Source organism: Phormidesmis sp. 146-12, assembly GCF_052939495.1.
This window is the reverse complement of the sequence record NZ_JBJPHS010000023.1, coordinates 59,159-76,728: the sequence shown is the minus strand read 5'-3', so window position 1 is coordinate 76,728 and position 17,570 is coordinate 59,159. Positions and strand designations below refer to the sequence as shown.

At 47.8% G+C, this 17,570-nt stretch carries 16 protein-coding genes, 1 tRNA gene and 1 pseudogene; 7 read left to right on the top strand and 11 right to left on the bottom strand.

The annotated features are described in order from the left end of the window. Positions 1–334: 334 nt before the first annotated feature. From ACKFKF_RS12455 to ACKFKF_RS12435, 5 genes are all read right to left on the bottom strand, one after another. Positions 335–1,144 carry a DUF3598 family protein gene (locus tag ACKFKF_RS12455; protein ID WP_446868001.1) on the bottom strand — a complete coding sequence of 270 codons (810 nt, stop codon included), beginning with the start codon at positions 1,142–1,144 and terminating at the stop codon, positions 335–337. A gap of 41 nt (positions 1,145–1,185) precedes the next feature. Further along, positions 1,186–1,947 (bottom strand): SDR family oxidoreductase, encoded by a 762-nt coding sequence (locus ACKFKF_RS12450; protein WP_446868000.1) that lies wholly within the window; start codon positions 1,945–1,947, stop codon positions 1,186–1,188. Between the two features lie 808 nt (positions 1,948–2,755). Beyond that, positions 2,756–3,466 (bottom strand): DevA family ABC transporter ATP-binding protein, encoded by a 711-nt coding sequence (locus ACKFKF_RS12445; protein ID WP_446867999.1) that lies wholly within the window; start codon positions 3,464–3,466, stop codon positions 2,756–2,758. 3 nt (positions 3,467–3,469) lie between these two features. After that, the gene (devC, locus tag ACKFKF_RS12440; protein WP_446867998.1) at positions 3,470–4,639 is read right to left on the bottom strand and encodes an ABC transporter permease DevC; all 1,170 of its coding nucleotides are present in this window, start codon (positions 4,637–4,639) and stop codon (positions 3,470–3,472) included. A 29-nt stretch (positions 4,640–4,668) separates the two neighbouring features. Then, complete coding sequence (locus ACKFKF_RS12435) at positions 4,669–5,907, bottom strand: HlyD family efflux transporter periplasmic adaptor subunit (protein ID WP_446867997.1); 1,239 nt, start codon at positions 5,905–5,907, stop codon at positions 4,669–4,671. Between the two features lie 173 nt (positions 5,908–6,080). Between ACKFKF_RS12435 and ACKFKF_RS12430 the strand changes: the two genes are divergently transcribed. Beyond that, positions 6,081–7,253: a sensor histidine kinase gene (locus ACKFKF_RS12430; protein WP_446867996.1), complete on the top strand. Its 1,173-nt coding sequence runs from the start codon at positions 6,081–6,083 to the stop codon at positions 7,251–7,253. Continuing rightward, entirely contained in the window at positions 7,250–7,876 is a 627-nt protein-coding gene (locus tag ACKFKF_RS12425) for a response regulator (RefSeq protein ID WP_446867995.1), read from the top strand. Before ACKFKF_RS12430 ends, ACKFKF_RS12425 begins: the two co-directional genes overlap by 4 nt. Before the next feature lie 31 nt (positions 7,877–7,907). Here ACKFKF_RS12425 and dprA read toward each other — a convergent pair whose 3' ends face one another. The 3 genes from dprA to ACKFKF_RS12410 all read right to left on the bottom strand — a co-directional run bounded on the left by dprA (position 7,908) and on the right by ACKFKF_RS12410 (position 10,107). Next, a complete protein-coding gene (gene dprA / locus ACKFKF_RS12420) occupies positions 7,908–9,029 on the bottom strand; it encodes a DNA-processing protein DprA (protein ID WP_446867994.1) in 1,122 nt (373 codons plus the stop codon). Positions 9,030–9,185: 156 nt separating this feature from the next. After that, positions 9,186–9,557 carry a hypothetical protein gene (locus tag ACKFKF_RS12415; RefSeq protein WP_446867993.1) on the bottom strand — a complete coding sequence of 124 codons (372 nt, stop codon included), beginning with the start codon at positions 9,555–9,557 and terminating at the stop codon, positions 9,186–9,188. Between the two features lie 202 nt (positions 9,558–9,759). After that, a complete protein-coding gene (locus ACKFKF_RS12410) occupies positions 9,760–10,107 on the bottom strand; it encodes a site-specific integrase (protein ID WP_446868002.1) in 348 nt (115 codons plus the stop codon). A 526-nt stretch (positions 10,108–10,633) separates the two neighbouring features. Between ACKFKF_RS12410 and ACKFKF_RS12405 the strand changes: the two genes are divergently transcribed. Together ACKFKF_RS12405 and ACKFKF_RS12400 are read left to right on the top strand one after the other, a co-directional pair. Further along, positions 10,634–11,764 carry a lysozyme inhibitor LprI family protein gene (locus ACKFKF_RS12405; protein ID WP_446867992.1) on the top strand — a complete coding sequence of 377 codons (1,131 nt, stop codon included), beginning with the start codon at positions 10,634–10,636 and terminating at the stop codon, positions 11,762–11,764. Between the two features lie 200 nt (positions 11,765–11,964). Continuing rightward, a complete protein-coding gene (locus tag ACKFKF_RS12400; protein WP_446867991.1) occupies positions 11,965–12,906 on the top strand; it encodes a hypothetical protein in 942 nt (313 codons plus the stop codon). 62 nt (positions 12,907–12,968) lie between these two features. Here ACKFKF_RS12400 and ACKFKF_RS12395 read toward each other — a convergent pair whose 3' ends face one another. Then, entirely contained in the window at positions 12,969–13,526 is a 558-nt protein-coding gene (locus tag ACKFKF_RS12395) for a hypothetical protein (RefSeq protein WP_446867990.1), read from the bottom strand. 56 nt (positions 13,527–13,582) lie between these two features. Here ACKFKF_RS12395 and ACKFKF_RS12390 point away from each other — a divergent pair, with 56 nt between their 5' ends. After that, positions 13,583–13,807, top strand: coding sequence for a hypothetical protein (locus ACKFKF_RS12390; RefSeq protein ID WP_446867989.1), 225 nt, complete (start codon positions 13,583–13,585; stop codon positions 13,805–13,807). Between the two features lie 16 nt (positions 13,808–13,823). Next, positions 13,824–14,758, top strand: a pseudogene (locus tag ACKFKF_RS12385) (IS630 family transposase); the annotation flags it as partial. Between the two features lie 115 nt (positions 14,759–14,873). Here the strand turns inward: ACKFKF_RS12385 and ACKFKF_RS12380 are convergent. Beyond that, positions 14,874–14,946 (bottom strand) — tRNA-Phe (locus ACKFKF_RS12380). A 284-nt stretch (positions 14,947–15,230) separates the two neighbouring features. Between ACKFKF_RS12380 and ACKFKF_RS12375 the strand changes: the two genes are divergently transcribed. Next, complete coding sequence (locus ACKFKF_RS12375; RefSeq protein ID WP_446867988.1) at positions 15,231–16,187, top strand: vitamin K epoxide reductase family protein; 957 nt, start codon at positions 15,231–15,233, stop codon at positions 16,185–16,187. A gap of 431 nt (positions 16,188–16,618) precedes the next feature. Here ACKFKF_RS12375 and rnhA read toward each other — a convergent pair whose 3' ends face one another. Next, positions 16,619–17,395 (bottom strand): ribonuclease HI, encoded by a 777-nt coding sequence (rnhA, locus tag ACKFKF_RS12370; protein ID WP_446867987.1) that lies wholly within the window; start codon positions 17,393–17,395, stop codon positions 16,619–16,621. Positions 17,396–17,570 lie beyond the last annotated feature (175 nt).

The following is a 17,570-nucleotide window of genomic DNA, read 5'->3' as shown; positions in this document are numbered from 1 at the left end:
AATGGACACTGGCACTATTTTACTGGCTACACCTTCCTATTTCCAATAAAGTCTATTGCTCATGGTTAAACCGTCATGATCAAAGAGGTTTAAACTAGATGTGAACTAGAAGCTAAACTTAGACTCAACCTCGAAGCGATCGCGCTTTAAATTGCAAGGAGAATGCAGCTATTGGTAGAAACCGTTATTTCATGTTTTAGTTTGATATTCACACTTAATCGCTTGAGTAGAACACTACTTGTTTTACATTACTTCTTTATAAAAGAACTTACAGTACTAGAGCGGGGTGAAAATAGATAACTACGATCGCTTCAAGTTGTCCGCAGGGGGTCGCTCAACCTTCACTCATTTTTTCTTCGGTTACCAATGTTAGGCTGACCCATTCGCCTTTGCTGTTGTAGCTACGCATTAACCGTTGTCTCAGATTCGATTCTAAGAGCCATCCCACTTCCAAAAATAGCGGCTGACCTTTGCTGATCTGTATCGGGCAAGTTGAAGACGCGCCGTCGGGAAGAAAGAGAACCTGTACGGGTTGGGAGCCGCGATCGAACAGCAATCTTGAACCATGAATCGTGCCGATCGAAGTAATCTGACCGTCACCAAAAGAGATCGCTTGCGTGATCTTGTCGCCGTCTTGATGCAGGCTCAAGGCAGTTGAGTAGGTTTGCGGCTCTTGCAGGTCGGCATAAATGGTGATGGCTGACCCGTGCCATTCTCCAATCAAACTTTCTAAGGTTAAGGGCGATCGTTCGGGTGTTTTGCTGCCCGTGCGTTTTTCTCGGATCAACGTCAATGAGTCAAGCTGGCCGTCGAGATCAAAGAGTTGTACTAGCCGGAGACGACGATCGCCATACAGCAGCGCCAATTCTCCTCCAAACTGTGAAAACGGAGCCATCTGAATCGGCCCCTGCGAAAAGGCTCCCGTCTCAAAAAACTTCAAACCGCCGCCCACGGTTGTGTAGGATGACTTGACTTCTGGCTTACCTGCTCGACGTAGATTTAGATGCACCGTTTGGCGATCGTCTAGTTCCAAACTCAATACAGAAGGCGTGTCACTCAAGGTTTCTCCCTGGGGCGACAGTTGCGTAAATGAGCCGTGCCATTCGCCTAAGTTTTGGAGGAAACAATCCCATTGAGATTTCATCGTCTTGTCCTGCTAATGTAGTCGATCTATTAATTCAAGTTTTAAGCCTGCACGCCCGCGTAAGAGGCTCCTGGTAGAAAGGTGGCCATATACTTCTCGACTCCTTTGGGATTGGAGAGTAACTGGGCTGACACCTCGATCGCTTGCTGACCTGGATAGGCATCTTCGACTCCATCGGCGACCGCTTGCAGGGCGACTTTAACCACTTCAGTTGGCGAGACTTTGGGATCGGGCCAATCTTTGGCAAGCGACGTGTCTACCGTTCCGGGTAAAACTGCAACAACCAACGTTCCTTGGGCAGCCAGTTCTGCGCGGACTCCTTGAGTCATTGAGAGAGCGGCAGCTTTGGAGGCACTGTATGAGCCACTAAACGGTAAATGGGCCCGAGCCAGCAGCGAGAGAATGTTGACGATCGCGCCTCCCCCATTTTTCTCAAGCACTGGGGCAAAAGCCCGACACATCGACAACATACCAAAGTAGTTGACTTCCATTTCGGCTCTAGCATCGTCGAGACTGGGGGCAGAAATCACCCCCTGATTGAGTGAGGTTCCGGCGTTGTTGATCAGCAGGGTGACATCTGGACATTGGGCGGCAGCTTGAGTTACCGATTGCACGTCCGTCACGTCTAGCTGAACAGGAATAATGCAGTCTGGATCAAGGGCAACGAGGGCGGCTACTTTTTGAGGACTACGGGCAGCGACATAAATTCGGGCGGCTCCTCCTGCTTTCAGGGCTTCTACAAATTGAGTGCCAATCCCGCCGTTTGCGCCTGTAACGAGGGCGATCGAGTCTTTGATCTGCATTGAGTAGCTCCTTTCTGTAATTTACGCTGTTCATAACAGACTTTGAACTTTGGACTCTAGACTTTAGACAGGAAAACACTTTGGGTCTCTGGACTAATGTCTCCAGACTAATGCGCTAACGAAGTCCAGAATATAAGGCGAACTCTATTCCCGTGGATTCGTTTTCAATAACTTTAGATTTTTGGGCAGTTTTTGGGCAGTCGATTTGACAAGGAACTGGGAAACGATCGGGTCACACAGCCTCTAGTTCCGAAGCCACGATAAAGCCACTTCATATTAACCCGGCGATGAAAGTTATTAGAGGCAATCTAAAATGTTTAAGGGTTTCAGCCTCAAAAATGCACTCTCATACCCAATCAATTTGTTAATGCTACAGATCCTTCGCCCCCTAAATCCCCCATTCTGGGGGACTTTGAGAATCCGATACTGCTTTGGCTTGAAGTCTCCCACAAGTGGGGGATTTAGGTTGCTCTCCAAGATCTGTAGCACTCAAAGATCAATTTGGTATCATGATTGTCGGAGTAATATTTGCATCTCTTTGAGCTTTTGTTAACGTCAGTTCGATGAGAGGGACTCGCTTCGTTAGAATCGCCTTCAGCCCCCTAAATTTCCCAAAATTGGGGGACTTCGACCCAGAAAAAGTTCCAGAGCTTAAAGAAATGATGCTGATTCAAAGTCCCCCAGAATGGGGGATTTAGGGGGCGAATCCCTCAATGACGAGGCGAAAAAACTCTATCGAATTCACGTTTTATTAGAAATGCGCTCCTAACAGTTGAATAAGGAACGATCTAACTAATGCGTCAACTAACTAATGCGTCAACTTTTCAACGGTTGCTTGATCGCTGACCAATTGGCCATCTTCCATGTGGACAATGCGATCGGCGATGTCAAGAATTCGATTGTCGTGGGTCACGAGTAGAATCGTGCAGTTTTGTTCTTTTGCAAGTTTTTGCATAATCGTCACTACGTCGCGCCCCGATTGACTATCCAGTGCAGCGGTCGGTTCATCCGCTAAGACGAGTTGGGGATGACTGACTAAAGCACGGGCGATCGCAACTCGTTGCTTTTGTCCGCCAGACAGATTTTCGGGGTAGTAATGAGCGCGGGACTGCAAGCCAACTGACGCTAACATTGACAGCGATCGAGCTTGGCGATCGGGCAGTGCAATTTGTGGATGTAGTTTCAGCGACATGGCAACGTTTTCCCACGCTTTGAGACATTTGAGCAAATTGTGAGATTGAAAGATAAACCCGATCTGACTTCGCACCTGCCTTAATTTTTGCTTGTTTGCGTTTTTGAGTTCTTGATCGAGGACGGTCAGGCTACCTTCTTGCAGCGATCGCAGTGCCCCAATCAAGGTTAACAGTGTCGTTTTGCCGCTACCCGATGGGCCGGTCAAAATCACGATTTCACCAGACTGTACCTCAAAATTAATGTCTGTCAACACTGACTTTCGCAGGTCTTTGGCACCAAAGTAATGATTGAGATTGCGAATTGAGATTACGGGAGACATCGGCATACTCTAAAACACATCTGCGGGATCTGCGGAGCGAAGTTTTCCAGAGGCGATCGCGGCGGAGACCAGACACATCACGAGCGTTAATGCAAAAACAGTCACTGCAATCTCAAGGCTCATGATCAGTTCTAATCGAGTCAATTGACCCAAAAACGCATACATTCCCAACGAAGCGGCATATCCTGGAATAAACCCCAGCACGCCTAAGATCATCGCTTCTTGAAAGATCACAATCAAGAGTGCGATATCAGAATAACCCATCGCTTTTAGCGTTGCATATTCTGCTAAATGATCATTCACGTCTGCATATAAGACTTGATAGACAATAACAATTCCTACAATCAATCCCATGATGGTGCCAAACCCAAAAATCGGCCCGACTGCGGTTGTTTCCTGAAATTTTAGTTCTTTATCAATGAGTTCTTTGTGGGTATAGGCTTTGATGCCGGGGACGTTGGCTTCGATTCCTGCTTTGACCGCTTGAAGGTTGGCTCCTGGCTCTAGTGTGATGATGCCAATACTGACTTGTTGCAGCACTGTTGCCCCAAACAACTCGGCATACGTGGATTCGCTCATGATTAAGTTGCCTGATCCCAAAAAGAAAGAGTTTCCTAGACTAAACAGTCCGACGACTGACACCCGACGATTGTTGAGAACAGCCTTCACCGATCCTGTTTGCTCAAACAGTGGAACGATCGGGCCAAAATCAGGTTTAGCCAATCGATCAAACAAAATCTGATTAGGAACCGTCAGACGATGCTGTTGCTCAATCACCTCTGGAATATTAAAAACCGATTGAGTTGGGTTAAAGGCATAAACTCGCCCTTCAAACGACTTTTTTTCGGCAGAATATGACCAGGATGTGGGCGAAATGTAGAGGGGAGTTGTAGCAGCCACGCCTTTGACTCCTGCCGCCTGATAGAGACGAATGAGATCGAACCCATTTGCTCCTAAAAACTCTGTGCTCGGATTCAATAAAAACAAATCTCCTTTGAGGCTTTTAGGCAAAACAGTCGCGCCACCGCTAAAGAGTGACAAAAATCCTAGCTGCATAAAAATCAGCACATTGGCGAAGGCAATTCCGCCCATTGCAACGGTCAACCGGACTTTTTGATGCGATAGCTGTGACCACGCCAAAGGACGCTCTTTAAAGACAGCAAACTTGCTCAGTTTCATAAGGGCAAAAGGTTAAAAGACTTAATTGATTAGCGATCGCGACCCGTCGGAATTTGATCAGTTTGACCAGGGTTCGCGTTTTTAGAAATTTCTAGTTTGATTTTCACTTGCATGTTCGTTAGTGATGCAACTTTTGCGTTATCACCTTTGTTAATTCTGACTTTAACGGCAATCACTCGCGCATTTTGATCAATCACAGGACTATTAACAGCGCTGGCATCTTGAAGTGACTTTTTGCCAATCTGTAAGCCAACCTGCTCAACAACTCCCTTAATCTCGCCTGCAAAACTACCATACTCGCTGGTAATCGTCGCTTGTTGTCCCGATCGGACTTTGGCGATGTCTGTTTCTGATATCTCTGCGATCGCAAACATACGATCGGTGCGGGCGAGTTCGACAATTCCCTGGGTGGTGTTGACCTGCTCACCAACACGGGTATTAATTTTGAGAATCTGTCCCGCGATCGGAACTCGCACTTGGGCATCTCTTACATTCGCTTGTTGCTGCTCAACGGCGATCGAGGCTTTCTCCAATTGAGCCTGGGCAATCTCCACATCCACAGGGCGAACTTCCTGCAACTCGGCAAGTTTTGCCTGCTCTTGATTAATCTCTGCGGTCAGGGTCGTGGTGGTTTGGGTGAGTTCGGCAGTGCGTTCGGTTAGCGTGGCTTGAGCCGTGGCGACATCTCGTCGAGCAACATCGACATCGGCTCGATTGATGGCTCCTTCTCTCAATAGAGATTGGCGACGATCGAGGGTCTGCCGCGCCTCTCTCAGGGTAGCTTCCGCGCTGGCGATCGCGGCTCGTTGTCGGAGAATTTGCCCCTTGAGTTGGGCTTCTAATCGCTCGATCGCAGCACGCTGGGCAGTAATCTGAGCTTTTTTGGCATCACCTTGCGTTACTTTTTCAAGTTCTGCGATTCGTAGACGCACATCGGCTTGAGCATCTCGCAGATCAGCTTCTCGGCGATCGATGCCCTGCAAAATAGCAATCACTTGATTCGCTCGCACAAACTCTCCTTCTTTAACCAGGATTTGATTGACCCGGCTATCTTGGGCGTTGGGGACTGATAGTTTGATCACTTCGCCTTCTGGCTCAATCCGTCCCAAAGCAACGACTGACTCGATCGCGGCTGCTTGTGCTGGGTTTTCGGCAGAAGAGTTTGGCGCATTGGTACTGCAAGCGTGACACAGCATGAGAATGCTAATAGAAATAGAAAGCTTAACAGAGTGACGAATCGCATTAGAAAAGTATAAGAATGCTACCATTGATGAAATGGGTAAACGTTGCGACGAGTTCAGTATAGCGATGATACACTCAAAAGACCATTTCTGAGAGTCATGAAACTCAATGACGTTTGGAGTTTAAACTCGTGACGAAAGTCATGATCTAACAGAATTATTTCAGTCTAAAATCGTGGGAAAGAAGTCGTGTGTGGATTATGCGATCGCCCATCCAGCTAGATACCAGTTCTCCAAAATCATTGAGTCTAACCCTACGTTATCTCGATTGGAGCTTGATCGGTGTTGGGCTGCTATTAGGATTAGTAGGCGAAGGCTATGCCTATCCACAAACGCTCACTTTTCAAACCTGCATTGCCAGCGTTGCCTATATTATTCTCAGCTTTTTTATTCCGATTAATGGTTCGATTAGTCAAAGAAGAATCTATGTCTCGATCAATCTAATTCTGGCGATTTGGCTTTCGTTGGTGAGTCCGATCGCAGCAATCCTACACTGGTCGATTATCAAAAGCTGCTTCTTACTCAATCTCAAAGAAGTTGTTCTAACGATTGCATTAACGAGCATTTTTTATGTCGTGGGCACGCTCTGGAGCATTCCTCAGTTTTCTGAGATGCTGACAATGAACGGAATTCAGGTGCCTGATGCCCCAAAGCTCATTTTGATGGGAAACATCGCTTATTATCTGGGCGCTTGCATCTTCTCAATTTTGATGAGTTTGTTGGTGATGGCAGAGCGCAAAAGCCGACAAACCTCAGAACTGCTTGCTACAGAAGTTGAAACCCTCGCAGCCAGTTTAGAACGATCGCGCATCGCCCGCGAAATTCATGACTCATTAGGTCACACGTTGACCACGCTAGACATTCAGATAGAAGTTGCTCAACGGCTACAACAGCGCAACCCCGAAAAAGCGCTACAGGCTCTAGAGAATGCCAAACGCTTATCGAGTCAGTGTTTACAAGATGTGCGATCGACGGTGCAGACGATTCGACAGCCTACGTTTAATCTCAATCGAGCCTTGACCACCCTTGTCGAGCAGGTTAATCAATCGCAGCAGTTTGCAATGCACGTCGATCTCGATTTGCCCGATCTGCCGCTCAACATTAGTCATCCGCTCTATTGCATTATTCAAGAAGGTTTGACGAACATTCAAAAACATGCCCATGCATCTTCGGTCAGTCTTCACGCTGGGACAGGTGCCAACACGTTAATCATCGAACTCGACGACAATGGTCGAGGATTTGAGCTTGAAAAACCGCGATCGGGCTTCGGCTTGCAGGGCATTGAGGAGCGCGTTTCTCTCTTGGGCGGCGAGTTTACGCTGTATAGTCAACTTGGACAGGGCACCCAACTTCGAGTAAAAATTCCACAATGATTCGATTGTTGTTGGTCGATGATCAGCCTCTTTTTCGGCAAGGACTTGCTGACTTGTTGGAGTTAGAAGACGATTTGCAGGTTGTCGGACAAGCGGAGAATGGAACGGTCGCGATCGCGCTCACGGCTCAACTTCAGCCCGATGTGATTTTAATGGATGTGCGAATGCCGATCTGCGATGGCGTGACGGCGACTCGTGAGATTCATCACTGCTATCCGTGGATTCGGATTTTGATTTTTACGACCTTTAGCGAAGATGAATATGTGTGGCAGTCCCTTCAGTTTGGGGCGTTAGGCTATCTGCTCAAAAGTACGCCGTCTGCTCAAGTAGCCGCAGCGATTCGTACGGTTTATCAGGGGCATAGTCAACTCGGCCCTACGATCGCGTCTAAGGTGTTCTCAAAGATTTCTGTCCCTCTGCCAAAGCAAGATTATCGACATCTTTTTAGCGATCGTGAACACGAAGTTCTCATCCTAATTTCTCAAGGAAACACCAATCAAGAAATCGCCCAACGCCTCCATCTTGCTGAGGGAACGGTTAAAAATCATGTGTCTCGCATTTTGTCTCAGTTAGGGTTGCGCGATCGGACTCAAGCAGCACTTTGGGCACAACAAAATCTTTAACCAGATGGGTAAATCTATTAAAGAAACTCTCCTAAAGCGTTTGGTATCGCATTCCGGGCAATTGGGACACTAAGCCCAACATTTCTAACTGAAACAGAGCGCTGGAGACGAGTCCGGCGGCCATGCCTGTTTGCTGAACAATCGCATCAAAGGCAGCCGATTCGAGATTGGATTGGGTGACGATCGTGCCGACTGATTGCAATACTTGAGCCAATTCAGCACTCAACTCCAACAAGGGTTGGGCAGATTTTGCGGCATCGAGTTGAGGCATCGTTCCCAATAGTTCTAGCAGTTCTGACTCGCCGAGAATCATCTGTGCGCCTTTGCTGATCAGGGTCAGACAGCCTTTTGATTTGGCATTGTCGAGGCTGCCAGGAAGGGCATAGACATCGCGTCCATAATCGTTGGCAAGATAAGCTGTGATCAGAGCGCCTGATTTTTTGGGAGCCTCAATCACCAAAACTGCACGACATAACCCTGCCACAATCCGGTTGCGTCGAGGAAAGTGAGTGCGATCGGGCTGCGTCCCGTTGGGATATTCGCTCAAGGCTAGACCGTTCTCAATGAGTTCTTGATAAAGCTTGCGATTTGACCACGGATAGACGACATCGACACCCGTTCCTAAGACGGCAACTGTCTGACCGCTGGCTTCTAGACAACTCTGGTGAGCTTCGGTATCGATGCCTTCTGCCAGTCCTGAGACGACGATGAAGCCATTTTGTACCAGCGATGCGCTTATTTTTCGCGTCCAGCGGCGACCATAGTCAGAAGGGTCACGAGTGCCGACGATCGCGATCGCAGGTAAATCTGTCAGATCTTTGATCATCGAAGGTTTGCCGCGATAATACAGAACGGGCGGCGGATCGGGGATTTCTTTCAGCAAAGCGGGATATTCGGGGTCGGCGGGTGTCCAAAACTGTGAGTTTTTTTGTTCGTGCTGTTGGAGCAGGCGATCGGGCTGACAGGTGCGGCGATCGGTGGCGATCGCTTCTGCGGTCAATAGTCCAATGCCTTCGACAGCTAGAAGTTGATCAGGGCGAGCATCCCAAGCCTCTGACAAACTGCCAAACTCCTGGTAGAGTCGCTTAATCAAAATCGGCCCCACATTGGGAATTTGCGCCCAAGCCAGCCAAAATGCACGTTCCTGAGTCAATCTCCTACCCTCGCAATCTGGTAATTTTGAGTTGAGTATTCCCTCTATGGCGAGTCTTCTGTCATTTTTAGGGGCTGATTAGAAAAGATAAATCAGCGAAGCTGGACTAGAGAGCCGTAAATCAGTGGAGTATGCGATCGACGACTCTCTAAACCTCTACAGTTGAATTGTCTTTTTGTTGTGCAATTCCTCCAAATGTATTAATGAACCAGCGCCCATGACAATATCGAACTTCATCAGAGAACGTTGCACTTGATAGCCCGCTAACACGCGAATCACTTGATATTCAGTCGTCAAATCGCTCGTGCCATCCCATTTGAGATAGGCTAATTGATTTGAGGCAACTTCACTCAATTGTTCAACAAACTTTTCAATACAATCTCTCACGTCTGAGAGAATGCCAGAGGGCATGAAGATTAATCGTTCTTGCAAATCCAAGGTAACGGTGACTTGGTATCGTCTCACTAACGAGCATTGCAACTCAAAGCTAAACGAAACCGAGTCAGGAAGGTGTCTCCTAACGGCCATGTTGTTTTGTCCTCTCTGTTTAGTGCAAAGAGGATGGGAACGCTGACGGCTCAAACGTTCCCCAGTTGTGTGAAGTATATGCAGGATCTTGATTCCAACCTTTCAAGATCCCATCGCAAAGCAGACGTAGTACAATCATGAACGCCTCCGAAGTTAGTTCGTGTAACTTAGGTGGAAGTCCTCGGAGGTCTGATCGGCTAAATCAGATTTCCGGGGCGTGATCTCCACCTGCGGACATCTTACACAGATTTTTGATTTTTTGGAATACCCCATTTTTTGGAGAAACGTTAATCAGGCATTTGGGAATCGACTCGTTCCTTGTACCTGCCGTTTTAGTCAAGACACAGAGCGCCTGGTTTTGAGTGGAGGCAGAAACTTGGTCCGAGACTGCCAGATGACTGAGAAAAGCTTCAATGTCTGCAACGCCCATGTCTTTGGGGTGCTGCTTGTGGTGAAAAAGAATATAGCGTCGTATCCAGGCAACGTAGCTCTGTTCTGTGCGGTAGGAGTAGTGTTCTAGTCGAATGGCATCACGAACTCGATCGAGCAGTTTTTTGGGACGCGGTTCTATAGATCAGATTACTGAGAGGTTGATAGTATTAATGCACTAAATGCCACAACGTGATACTCCGTACTGACTATGAAGATTTCCTAAAGCAACGGGATTATTTTCTCGATTCAGAGATATTATTTCGGGGCAAGCGTAATTCTGTATAACTTCCCAATTTGGGGTGTTATACAGAATCTTGTCTGCCCTAATCTGAGATTTGAGGAGTTATCCGAAAGTTTTTCAGCCTAATCGCCCCCTTGGGAGGGTTAGCCAGACAATTTTCAGCCTAATCACCCGAATCAGGGAGGTTAAATAGACGAGATCAGTCTAAACATAAGTTAGACCGCTCAATTTCCTAGTGCTGGTATCTTCATGGTTATTAGATGACGTGAGGAGTGTGAAGCGCTCCGACTGGTAGTTATTTCATTTCAAGCCACAAGCCTTCCAAAACGTCCGGATTCAATCGGTTAAGAAGGAATAATCATGGTGAAAAGCGCAAAAGCTTGTAGTTTCAAGGATTCTTAAAATGTCTGAGATTTTTACAGATTCTAGGGAAAAGTTGCAAGTTGAGTTTTCGGAGATCGTACTTTCTGAAGGTCGAGAAGAACCCTTAACAAGTGGTCCGTGCCGTTTAGTTGTACCTATTTCTTCAAAGCGGTTACAGGAACCAGCATCATCCGGTCGTCTGACATTTCTCGAAGTTTATATTGCGAAAATATTTGAAGTAACAATTTATAACAGCACCTTAGCCTCCGGTGAGTGCAGCAGCGGAATCGGTAGCTCTAATAAACTCAATTGGTCTATTTTTGCAGGAGATTCTGAAGGCTCAAAAGACGGGCAGAGATGGATTGGGAACTACAGCATTCCACGCAAATTAGCTTGTGAGAAGGCTGAGGAATATGGTTTAGCAACACCTGAGCCTACCCTCCTTAATCAATTCGGCATTGGTACAACTCAAGTAGATATACCCCGATTAGGTATATTTGGTGGTGAAAAGATTAATAAGTGGAAACAGTTTGTCAAATTATTTCTCGCCAACTTTGCGCTTGAAGTCAATACCGAAGTGATTATGTCCAGTATTGGCAAAGCACTCCAAGACCCTATCGATAAAGAGTTGGAGGATTGTCTAGGAAAGAACCCATCTACAAGCGGTCAACTGAATTGTCTACGCAGAGCATATGACCAGTGGGATGAGGAGTTGAATAGAATTTACAAAGAACTGAGGCAAAGACTTGATTTTCAAGGTCAGGAAGTTCTAAAAGCTGCCCAGTTGAAATGGATTGAATATAGAGATAAGGAATTCGCACTGATCGATACCCTATATTCAGGACAAGGAGGGACGATGCAGCTTGTGTTCAATGCTGCTAGACGAGTAGCAATAGTGAAAACCAGAGTTTCAGAACTACATCGTTATGTAGATTCTAGCGAACAGGTTGATTCGCAGAAAGTTCTGGATCGTGGAATCTTTGAAGGTATTTCAGAAAGAGGAGATTTTCAGGAGGCACTTGCTGATGCAATTCAAAAAGCCAAAGAACAACTTAAAACTAGCTTTGTAGCGTGGACTTTAGATACAGTAAACGGTTTCAATGGTGGTTTTGTGACTGTGAATACCTTGAAACTAACTATTACCGCTACTTCCCGTAGTTCAGACTCTTAATTGCGGCTTTTTATTCGGTTTTAAAGTGTTGTAAGTCAGACTAACACTATGTTGAAGTGGATAGTCAAAAAATTTTGGTGTGTTTCTGAGATTACTAGCTGCCGATCGACTGTGCTGTTAGGTTTCATTACTTTCATGAGCACAGGTAATTGTGGCACAAACGAAATTGGAGAATTTTCGTTCTAAATAAGGAGCAAACGATGGAATATACATACGAGCCTGAACTTCTGGGTGTTGGTACACTTGCCACAGTCGATAGCGCACCTGACAATGGATTTTTAAATTGTGCTGCTGGAGCTTATTCGAGTAGTCTTCGGCATGATTCAACAGCCGCTGCTATAAACAATCTCGTTGGGGGTCTACCTCTTACTTCAACCGCTTCTGGCTCAAAAAATCCTGTAATCGTTGGACATGGAAATGAAGGGTTGCTAATTACCGGAGAAGGACAAAATGCTAGTGATTCAAGAAAGTTTTTAATGACATGGAATGAAGCCGATTGGGGTCCAGAGTTGCAGCGATTGCAATCAAAGAGCTATCCTATCTTGACAATCGTTTCATGTCATACGGGTGCTGGAGACGCAGGTGCTGATTTACTTTTTGCAATTGCAAAGCGAATTAATCGTGCGGTTCAAGCAAGAACAGGTTTTGCTTACTGCGGTGATAATAAGATTACCTACGAGAACAACTCTACCTGGCAGGTTGCAACGCCAACCAATAGACCAAACCCCATTGGAGCACCAACTCCCCACTTTGTCACCAATCTACAAAACATCAGTTTTCAAGAGGAGGGGAACTTGATTAACTTAGATGTTTCTTCCCCAATAGAAGTAACGTTCTCCAGACCATCACTTTCAGGTTCACCTCTTTTTGCTAAAGGGGAACAGTTATTTACCGTACAAGGAGATACCGCTAAAGGTTTGTTAGCTCAAGTTGATTTCGGTAATCCTTTTCAGCCTGGTGGTGTCCCTGCTGCTGTAATCACTGGAATTCTCTCTCTTAAAGGTAAGGACACTTCTGGGAAAGACATTCTGCGCGATTTCGCTGTCTATAATGACAGACTGTTGCAAGATGTTCAGGAGCTAGATACCTTCTACAGTGTAGCTTCAGGTTTTAGATTGACAGTTCAGCAGCTATCAAGGTAGCGGCGCGGTCTAACAATTCGGTTGGAGCGGACTGCCGAAAGCTGCTGATTTGGCTGACGAGGTTATTTGCAGCCGCTCAACCGCGCCGTTGGGCAGCCTCTCGCCGTGAGCGCAGAGAGACGGGCTTGTCTCGTTCTGTTTGTGAGTTCGATCGTCTCGCGTTTGGTTGGCTGCGTTGATAGGGGGTGCGTCGATCGCGCTCTTGCCAAGAGTTTTTCGTCGTGTTGCGCGAAGCCTTTCTCGTTCAGCGCGAAGAAGCTCCCCAACCCGTCGGTGCAGCGGACTGATTCGTCCTTCTCGTCTACGTTTCGGGTTGATCTACAGCCGCTGACCTTTGCCGTTGGGCAGCCTCTCGCGGTGGGCGCAAAGCATCTCGGTTCTCTCGTTCCGCTGATTGGTTTGAGAGTTTCGCGTTTTGTTTGCTTCGGTGTGGGTGGGTGCGTCGATCTCGTTCTTACCAGAGTTCTTCGTCGTGTTGCGCGAAGCGTTTCTCGGTGAGTGCGAAGGTGCTCCCCAACAACTCGGTGCAGCGGACTGTTGAGACTTTTCTCGTCTGCGTTTCGGGTCGATCGACAGCCGCTGACCTGTGCCGTTATGCCGCCAGCCCGAACAGCAATCAATTTGGTCTCTCAGAGTTGTCGTTCATCCGAATACCAACGCTAACGAGAACGGGTTGGTGACTGCGAAAGTCAAGGTGATTGATCACGGTTGCGCGGACTTATCGGTGTTGACTTTGGCACAGATGTTTCGTGAAGGTTGGGAGGTGACGGGTCGCATAGGATTTAAAGCCGTCCGCGAAGGTCGAGTTCTTCGTCTTTTGAGAGTTGGGCTGGCGAAGTGGGGGAGCGATCGGTTGAGACGAGCCACACATAACACCCCGATTGGAGCGGACTGTTTCTAGATCTCCGTAAAGCTGCAAAAACTACTCACAGCCTCACTGGGAGATTGCACAACTACTACAGGTGAGTCAGAACACGCTACGAAGCTACCTCAAAGACTACCAAGCAAGGGGGATTGCCGGACTGAAAGTGTTGACCTTTTATCAACCCCAAAGTGAGTTGAAGCAGCACCAAACCACATTGGAAGCCTACTTTAGGGCACATCCTCCTCAAAGCTTGGCACAAGCAGCGGCGAAGATAGAGGCGTTGACGGGGATTCGGCGCAGTCGCAGCCAGGTACAAGTATTTCTGCAAGGGATGGGCATGAAGTATCGTCGAGTTCGGCGTGCTTCCCGCCAAAGCCGACCCAGAAGCGCAGGAGGCTATAAAAAAACCAGTTGGAGCCTCGCCTAGAGCAAGCAAAAGCGGGCAAGCGAGCCGTGTTTTTTGTGGATGCCGCCCCCTTTGTCTTGGCAGCCTACCTGGGGTTTTTGTGGTGTTTCGATCGCTTGTTTGTCAAAACGGGGGCAGGACGACAGCGCTTTAACGTCTTAGCGGCGATGAATGCCCTCACCCACGAACTCGTCCTCGTGACCAATGACGCTTACATCAACGCCCAGAGTGTTTGTGAGTTGTTAAGGAAACTAGCGGCTTTAGGGCTGAGTGTCCCGATAACCTTGGTGCTGGACAATGCCCGTTACCAAAAATGTGCCCTCGTCACTGAGCTTGCCGCCTCGCTCCAAATTGAGTTGCCCTACCTACCGCCTGATTCCCCCAACTTAAATTTGATTGAGCGGTTGTGGAAGTTTGTTAAAAAGCAGTGCTTGTACTCGACCTATTCTGCTGACTTCGCTCAGTTCAAAGCCGCCATTTCTAGTTGCCTTGACCAATGCCACACCACTCATAAACAGGGGTTAGACTCCCTACTAACGCTTCGCTTTCAGTCCTGTCGTAACACGCAATCTATACCCTGATGCAGTATAGATTCATCTAAAAAGACCCATCAGAAAAGTCAGGCTTCCAGATAAAATTGCCAAAAACAAAGCTGAGAAGGGCTTCTCTCTGGACTTTTGGCTTGGTTTTACTGGATGCCAGGAACGAGACTTGAACTCGTGACACGAGGATTTTCAGTCCTCTGCTCTACCAACTGAGCTATCCCGGCGAATTGGGGTGCTTGATTCAGCGCTTAACTAAGGTAGCAAAGTTAGCAACACTTTGCAAGCTAATTTTTGAAGTTGCAGGGTTGAGAACGCAAATCAGTTGCTTTACCAGGGTTGAACTTGGACGACTCTGACCATTTTGATCTAAGCTGGGGGCGATCGCTCTTAACCTTTTTACCGACCTCAACCTTTTTAATGTGGATTTGATCGGTCAAAATAGAAGGAGTGACTTTATCGTCGTCACCGATGCCTTGCTAACAGTCGAGCTACTCCTGTTCAAAACATTATGATTCGCAGACGTTCTACACCTTGGATTCATCGCTGGTCGCGTCCGATCATTGGTGCGATCGCCACGTTGGGAGCCATCATCACAGGCTACATCACTGCGACCAAGCTATTTGGCGGAGAAGTGGCTTGTCCGGCGGGTGGCTGTGACTTGGTGCTTTCTAGCCCGTACGCCACCGTATTTGGGCTGCCGCTTGCCTTATTTGGGTTTCTTGCTTACGCGAGTGTGGCAGTGCTGTCTCTGGTGCCATTAGCCGTGAGTGCGGAAAATAATAAATCGCTGCGAACTAGTCTAGACAATTGGACGTGGCTGCTGCTGTTTGCAATCTCAACGGCCATGCTGCTGTTTAGCGGCTATCTGATGTACATCATGGCCTTTGAGCTAAAGACGATTTGCTATTACTGTATCGCCTCTGCCCTTTTTGCGACGGCGCTGTTTGTATTGACGCTGGTGGGGCGATCGTGGCAAGACATTGGTCAGCTATTCATGATTGGCATTGTGGTAGGGATGGTGACTTTGGTCGGGACGCTGGCCGTCTACTCGGCTCCGACAGCTAAGGCTGGCGAGTATACGATCGGGCCTGCCAACGGTCAGGCGTTCTTTACCGTCAAAGACACGTCAGGCGAAGCAGAAATCAAACTCGCTCAACATCTCAAAAATATCAACGCCAAGATGTATAGCGCTTACTGGTGTCCTCACTGCTACGAGCAAAAGAAATTATTTGGAGCCGAAGCCCTTCAGTACTTGCCTTCGATTGAGTGTGCCGAAGACGGCAAAAATCCTCAAGCAAACCTGTGTCGAGAGATTGCGCCCAAGGTTGAAAAAGAGACAGGTCGCGGCTTTGGCTTCCCCACGTGGGAGATCAACGGCAAGTTTTACGCTGGACAGCAGCCCTTAGAAGAACTTGCAAAAGTCTCAGGATACGACGGCCCCCGCAACTTCAAAAACAGCTTCTAATAATCTCAAAAATTCCGTCTCTACTACAACTTCGAGGCTTTAGCAGGAGACTTCTGGCAAAGAAGTGGCCAATCTTGGAGAGCCAACTAAATCCCCCAACTCTAAGAACTTTGACTTTCAGAATCATCATTAGAGGCAGATGGGTAAATTTACGGGGTGGCTGATTGGAGGGATGAATCTGTGAGAAGTGTCCATCTTTTCGCCCCCTAAATCCCCCAAAATTGGGGGACTTTGAACCTTGGGTTTCCCGCCGCTTTGGGGCAATTCATCCCCTGATTCAGCAACGCCAATTTATAAGACGAGGGATGCAAACATTGACAAATCAATTGAACCAACCTTTCATCCCTCATCCCTCATCCTTCATCCTTCCTCGCAAAGCAGATTACCCCCAAAGGGGGAACAGATCATCGAAGTCCTCCCTCATCCCTCCCTCAATCAACCCGCTCTAGCTGCCAGAGAATCTGATTTCCTTCGCGGCGAACCCGTGACACCACCCAATTGCGCCAAACCCAGTTATCGCCTCGACTGGTGACCGCACTGGCATTGACATCCATCAAATCCGCCAACTCCGAACTGGTGATCAGATAGGCACGGCTGGCGATTTCGTCGGCGATGTGCAGGGTTTCAACCAGTCCTCGCAGTTGTTCGACTCGGATCTCGCGGGGCAACTCTTCTGAGGAGTCGATCGCAGTCGTAGATGTGTCCGTCATAGCAACCTCAGAATCGGGTGTTGGGTCGTTGAGGGTCTTTAGAGCAGGCGTTTGTTTGAGTGAGAAGGCACGGGCGATCGCATCACACCGTTCGTTGCCAACATCGCCTGTGTGTCCGCGCACATACCGCCATTCAACCTGGTTTGAGTTGAGTTCGTCTAGAATTTCCCACAAATCTTGATTGAGAACGGCTTTGCCTGCGGCGGTTTTCCAGCCTTTTTGCTTCCAGCCTCTGATCCATTTGGTGATGCCATTTTTGACATATTCACTGTCGGTGTAGAGGGCGATCGCGTCCTGCTGATCAGAGTCTGCCAAAAATTTGAGGGCCGCTACGGCTGCTTGCATCTCCATTCGATTGTTGGTGGTTTGCGGTTCTGATCCTCCCATTTCATGAATGGAACCATCTGCAAAATAGACCACCGTTCCCCAGCCGCCAGGGCCAGGATTTCCAGAACAAGCTCCGTCTGTGTAGATCGATCGAATTGCACGCAAGCCCATAAACCGTCTGTTGAGAACTGATCTAGAGTACCGCATCCGCTAGTTACATCCGAGGGACACCCTAGAAAAAATCGCCCAGTTCTCAGACCAATCAGCCCCAACGCTTGAACCCTCGCAAACGACACGCCGCATCAACTCCGATACACTGGAAGACGTGGCTTTTACTTCTGAACTC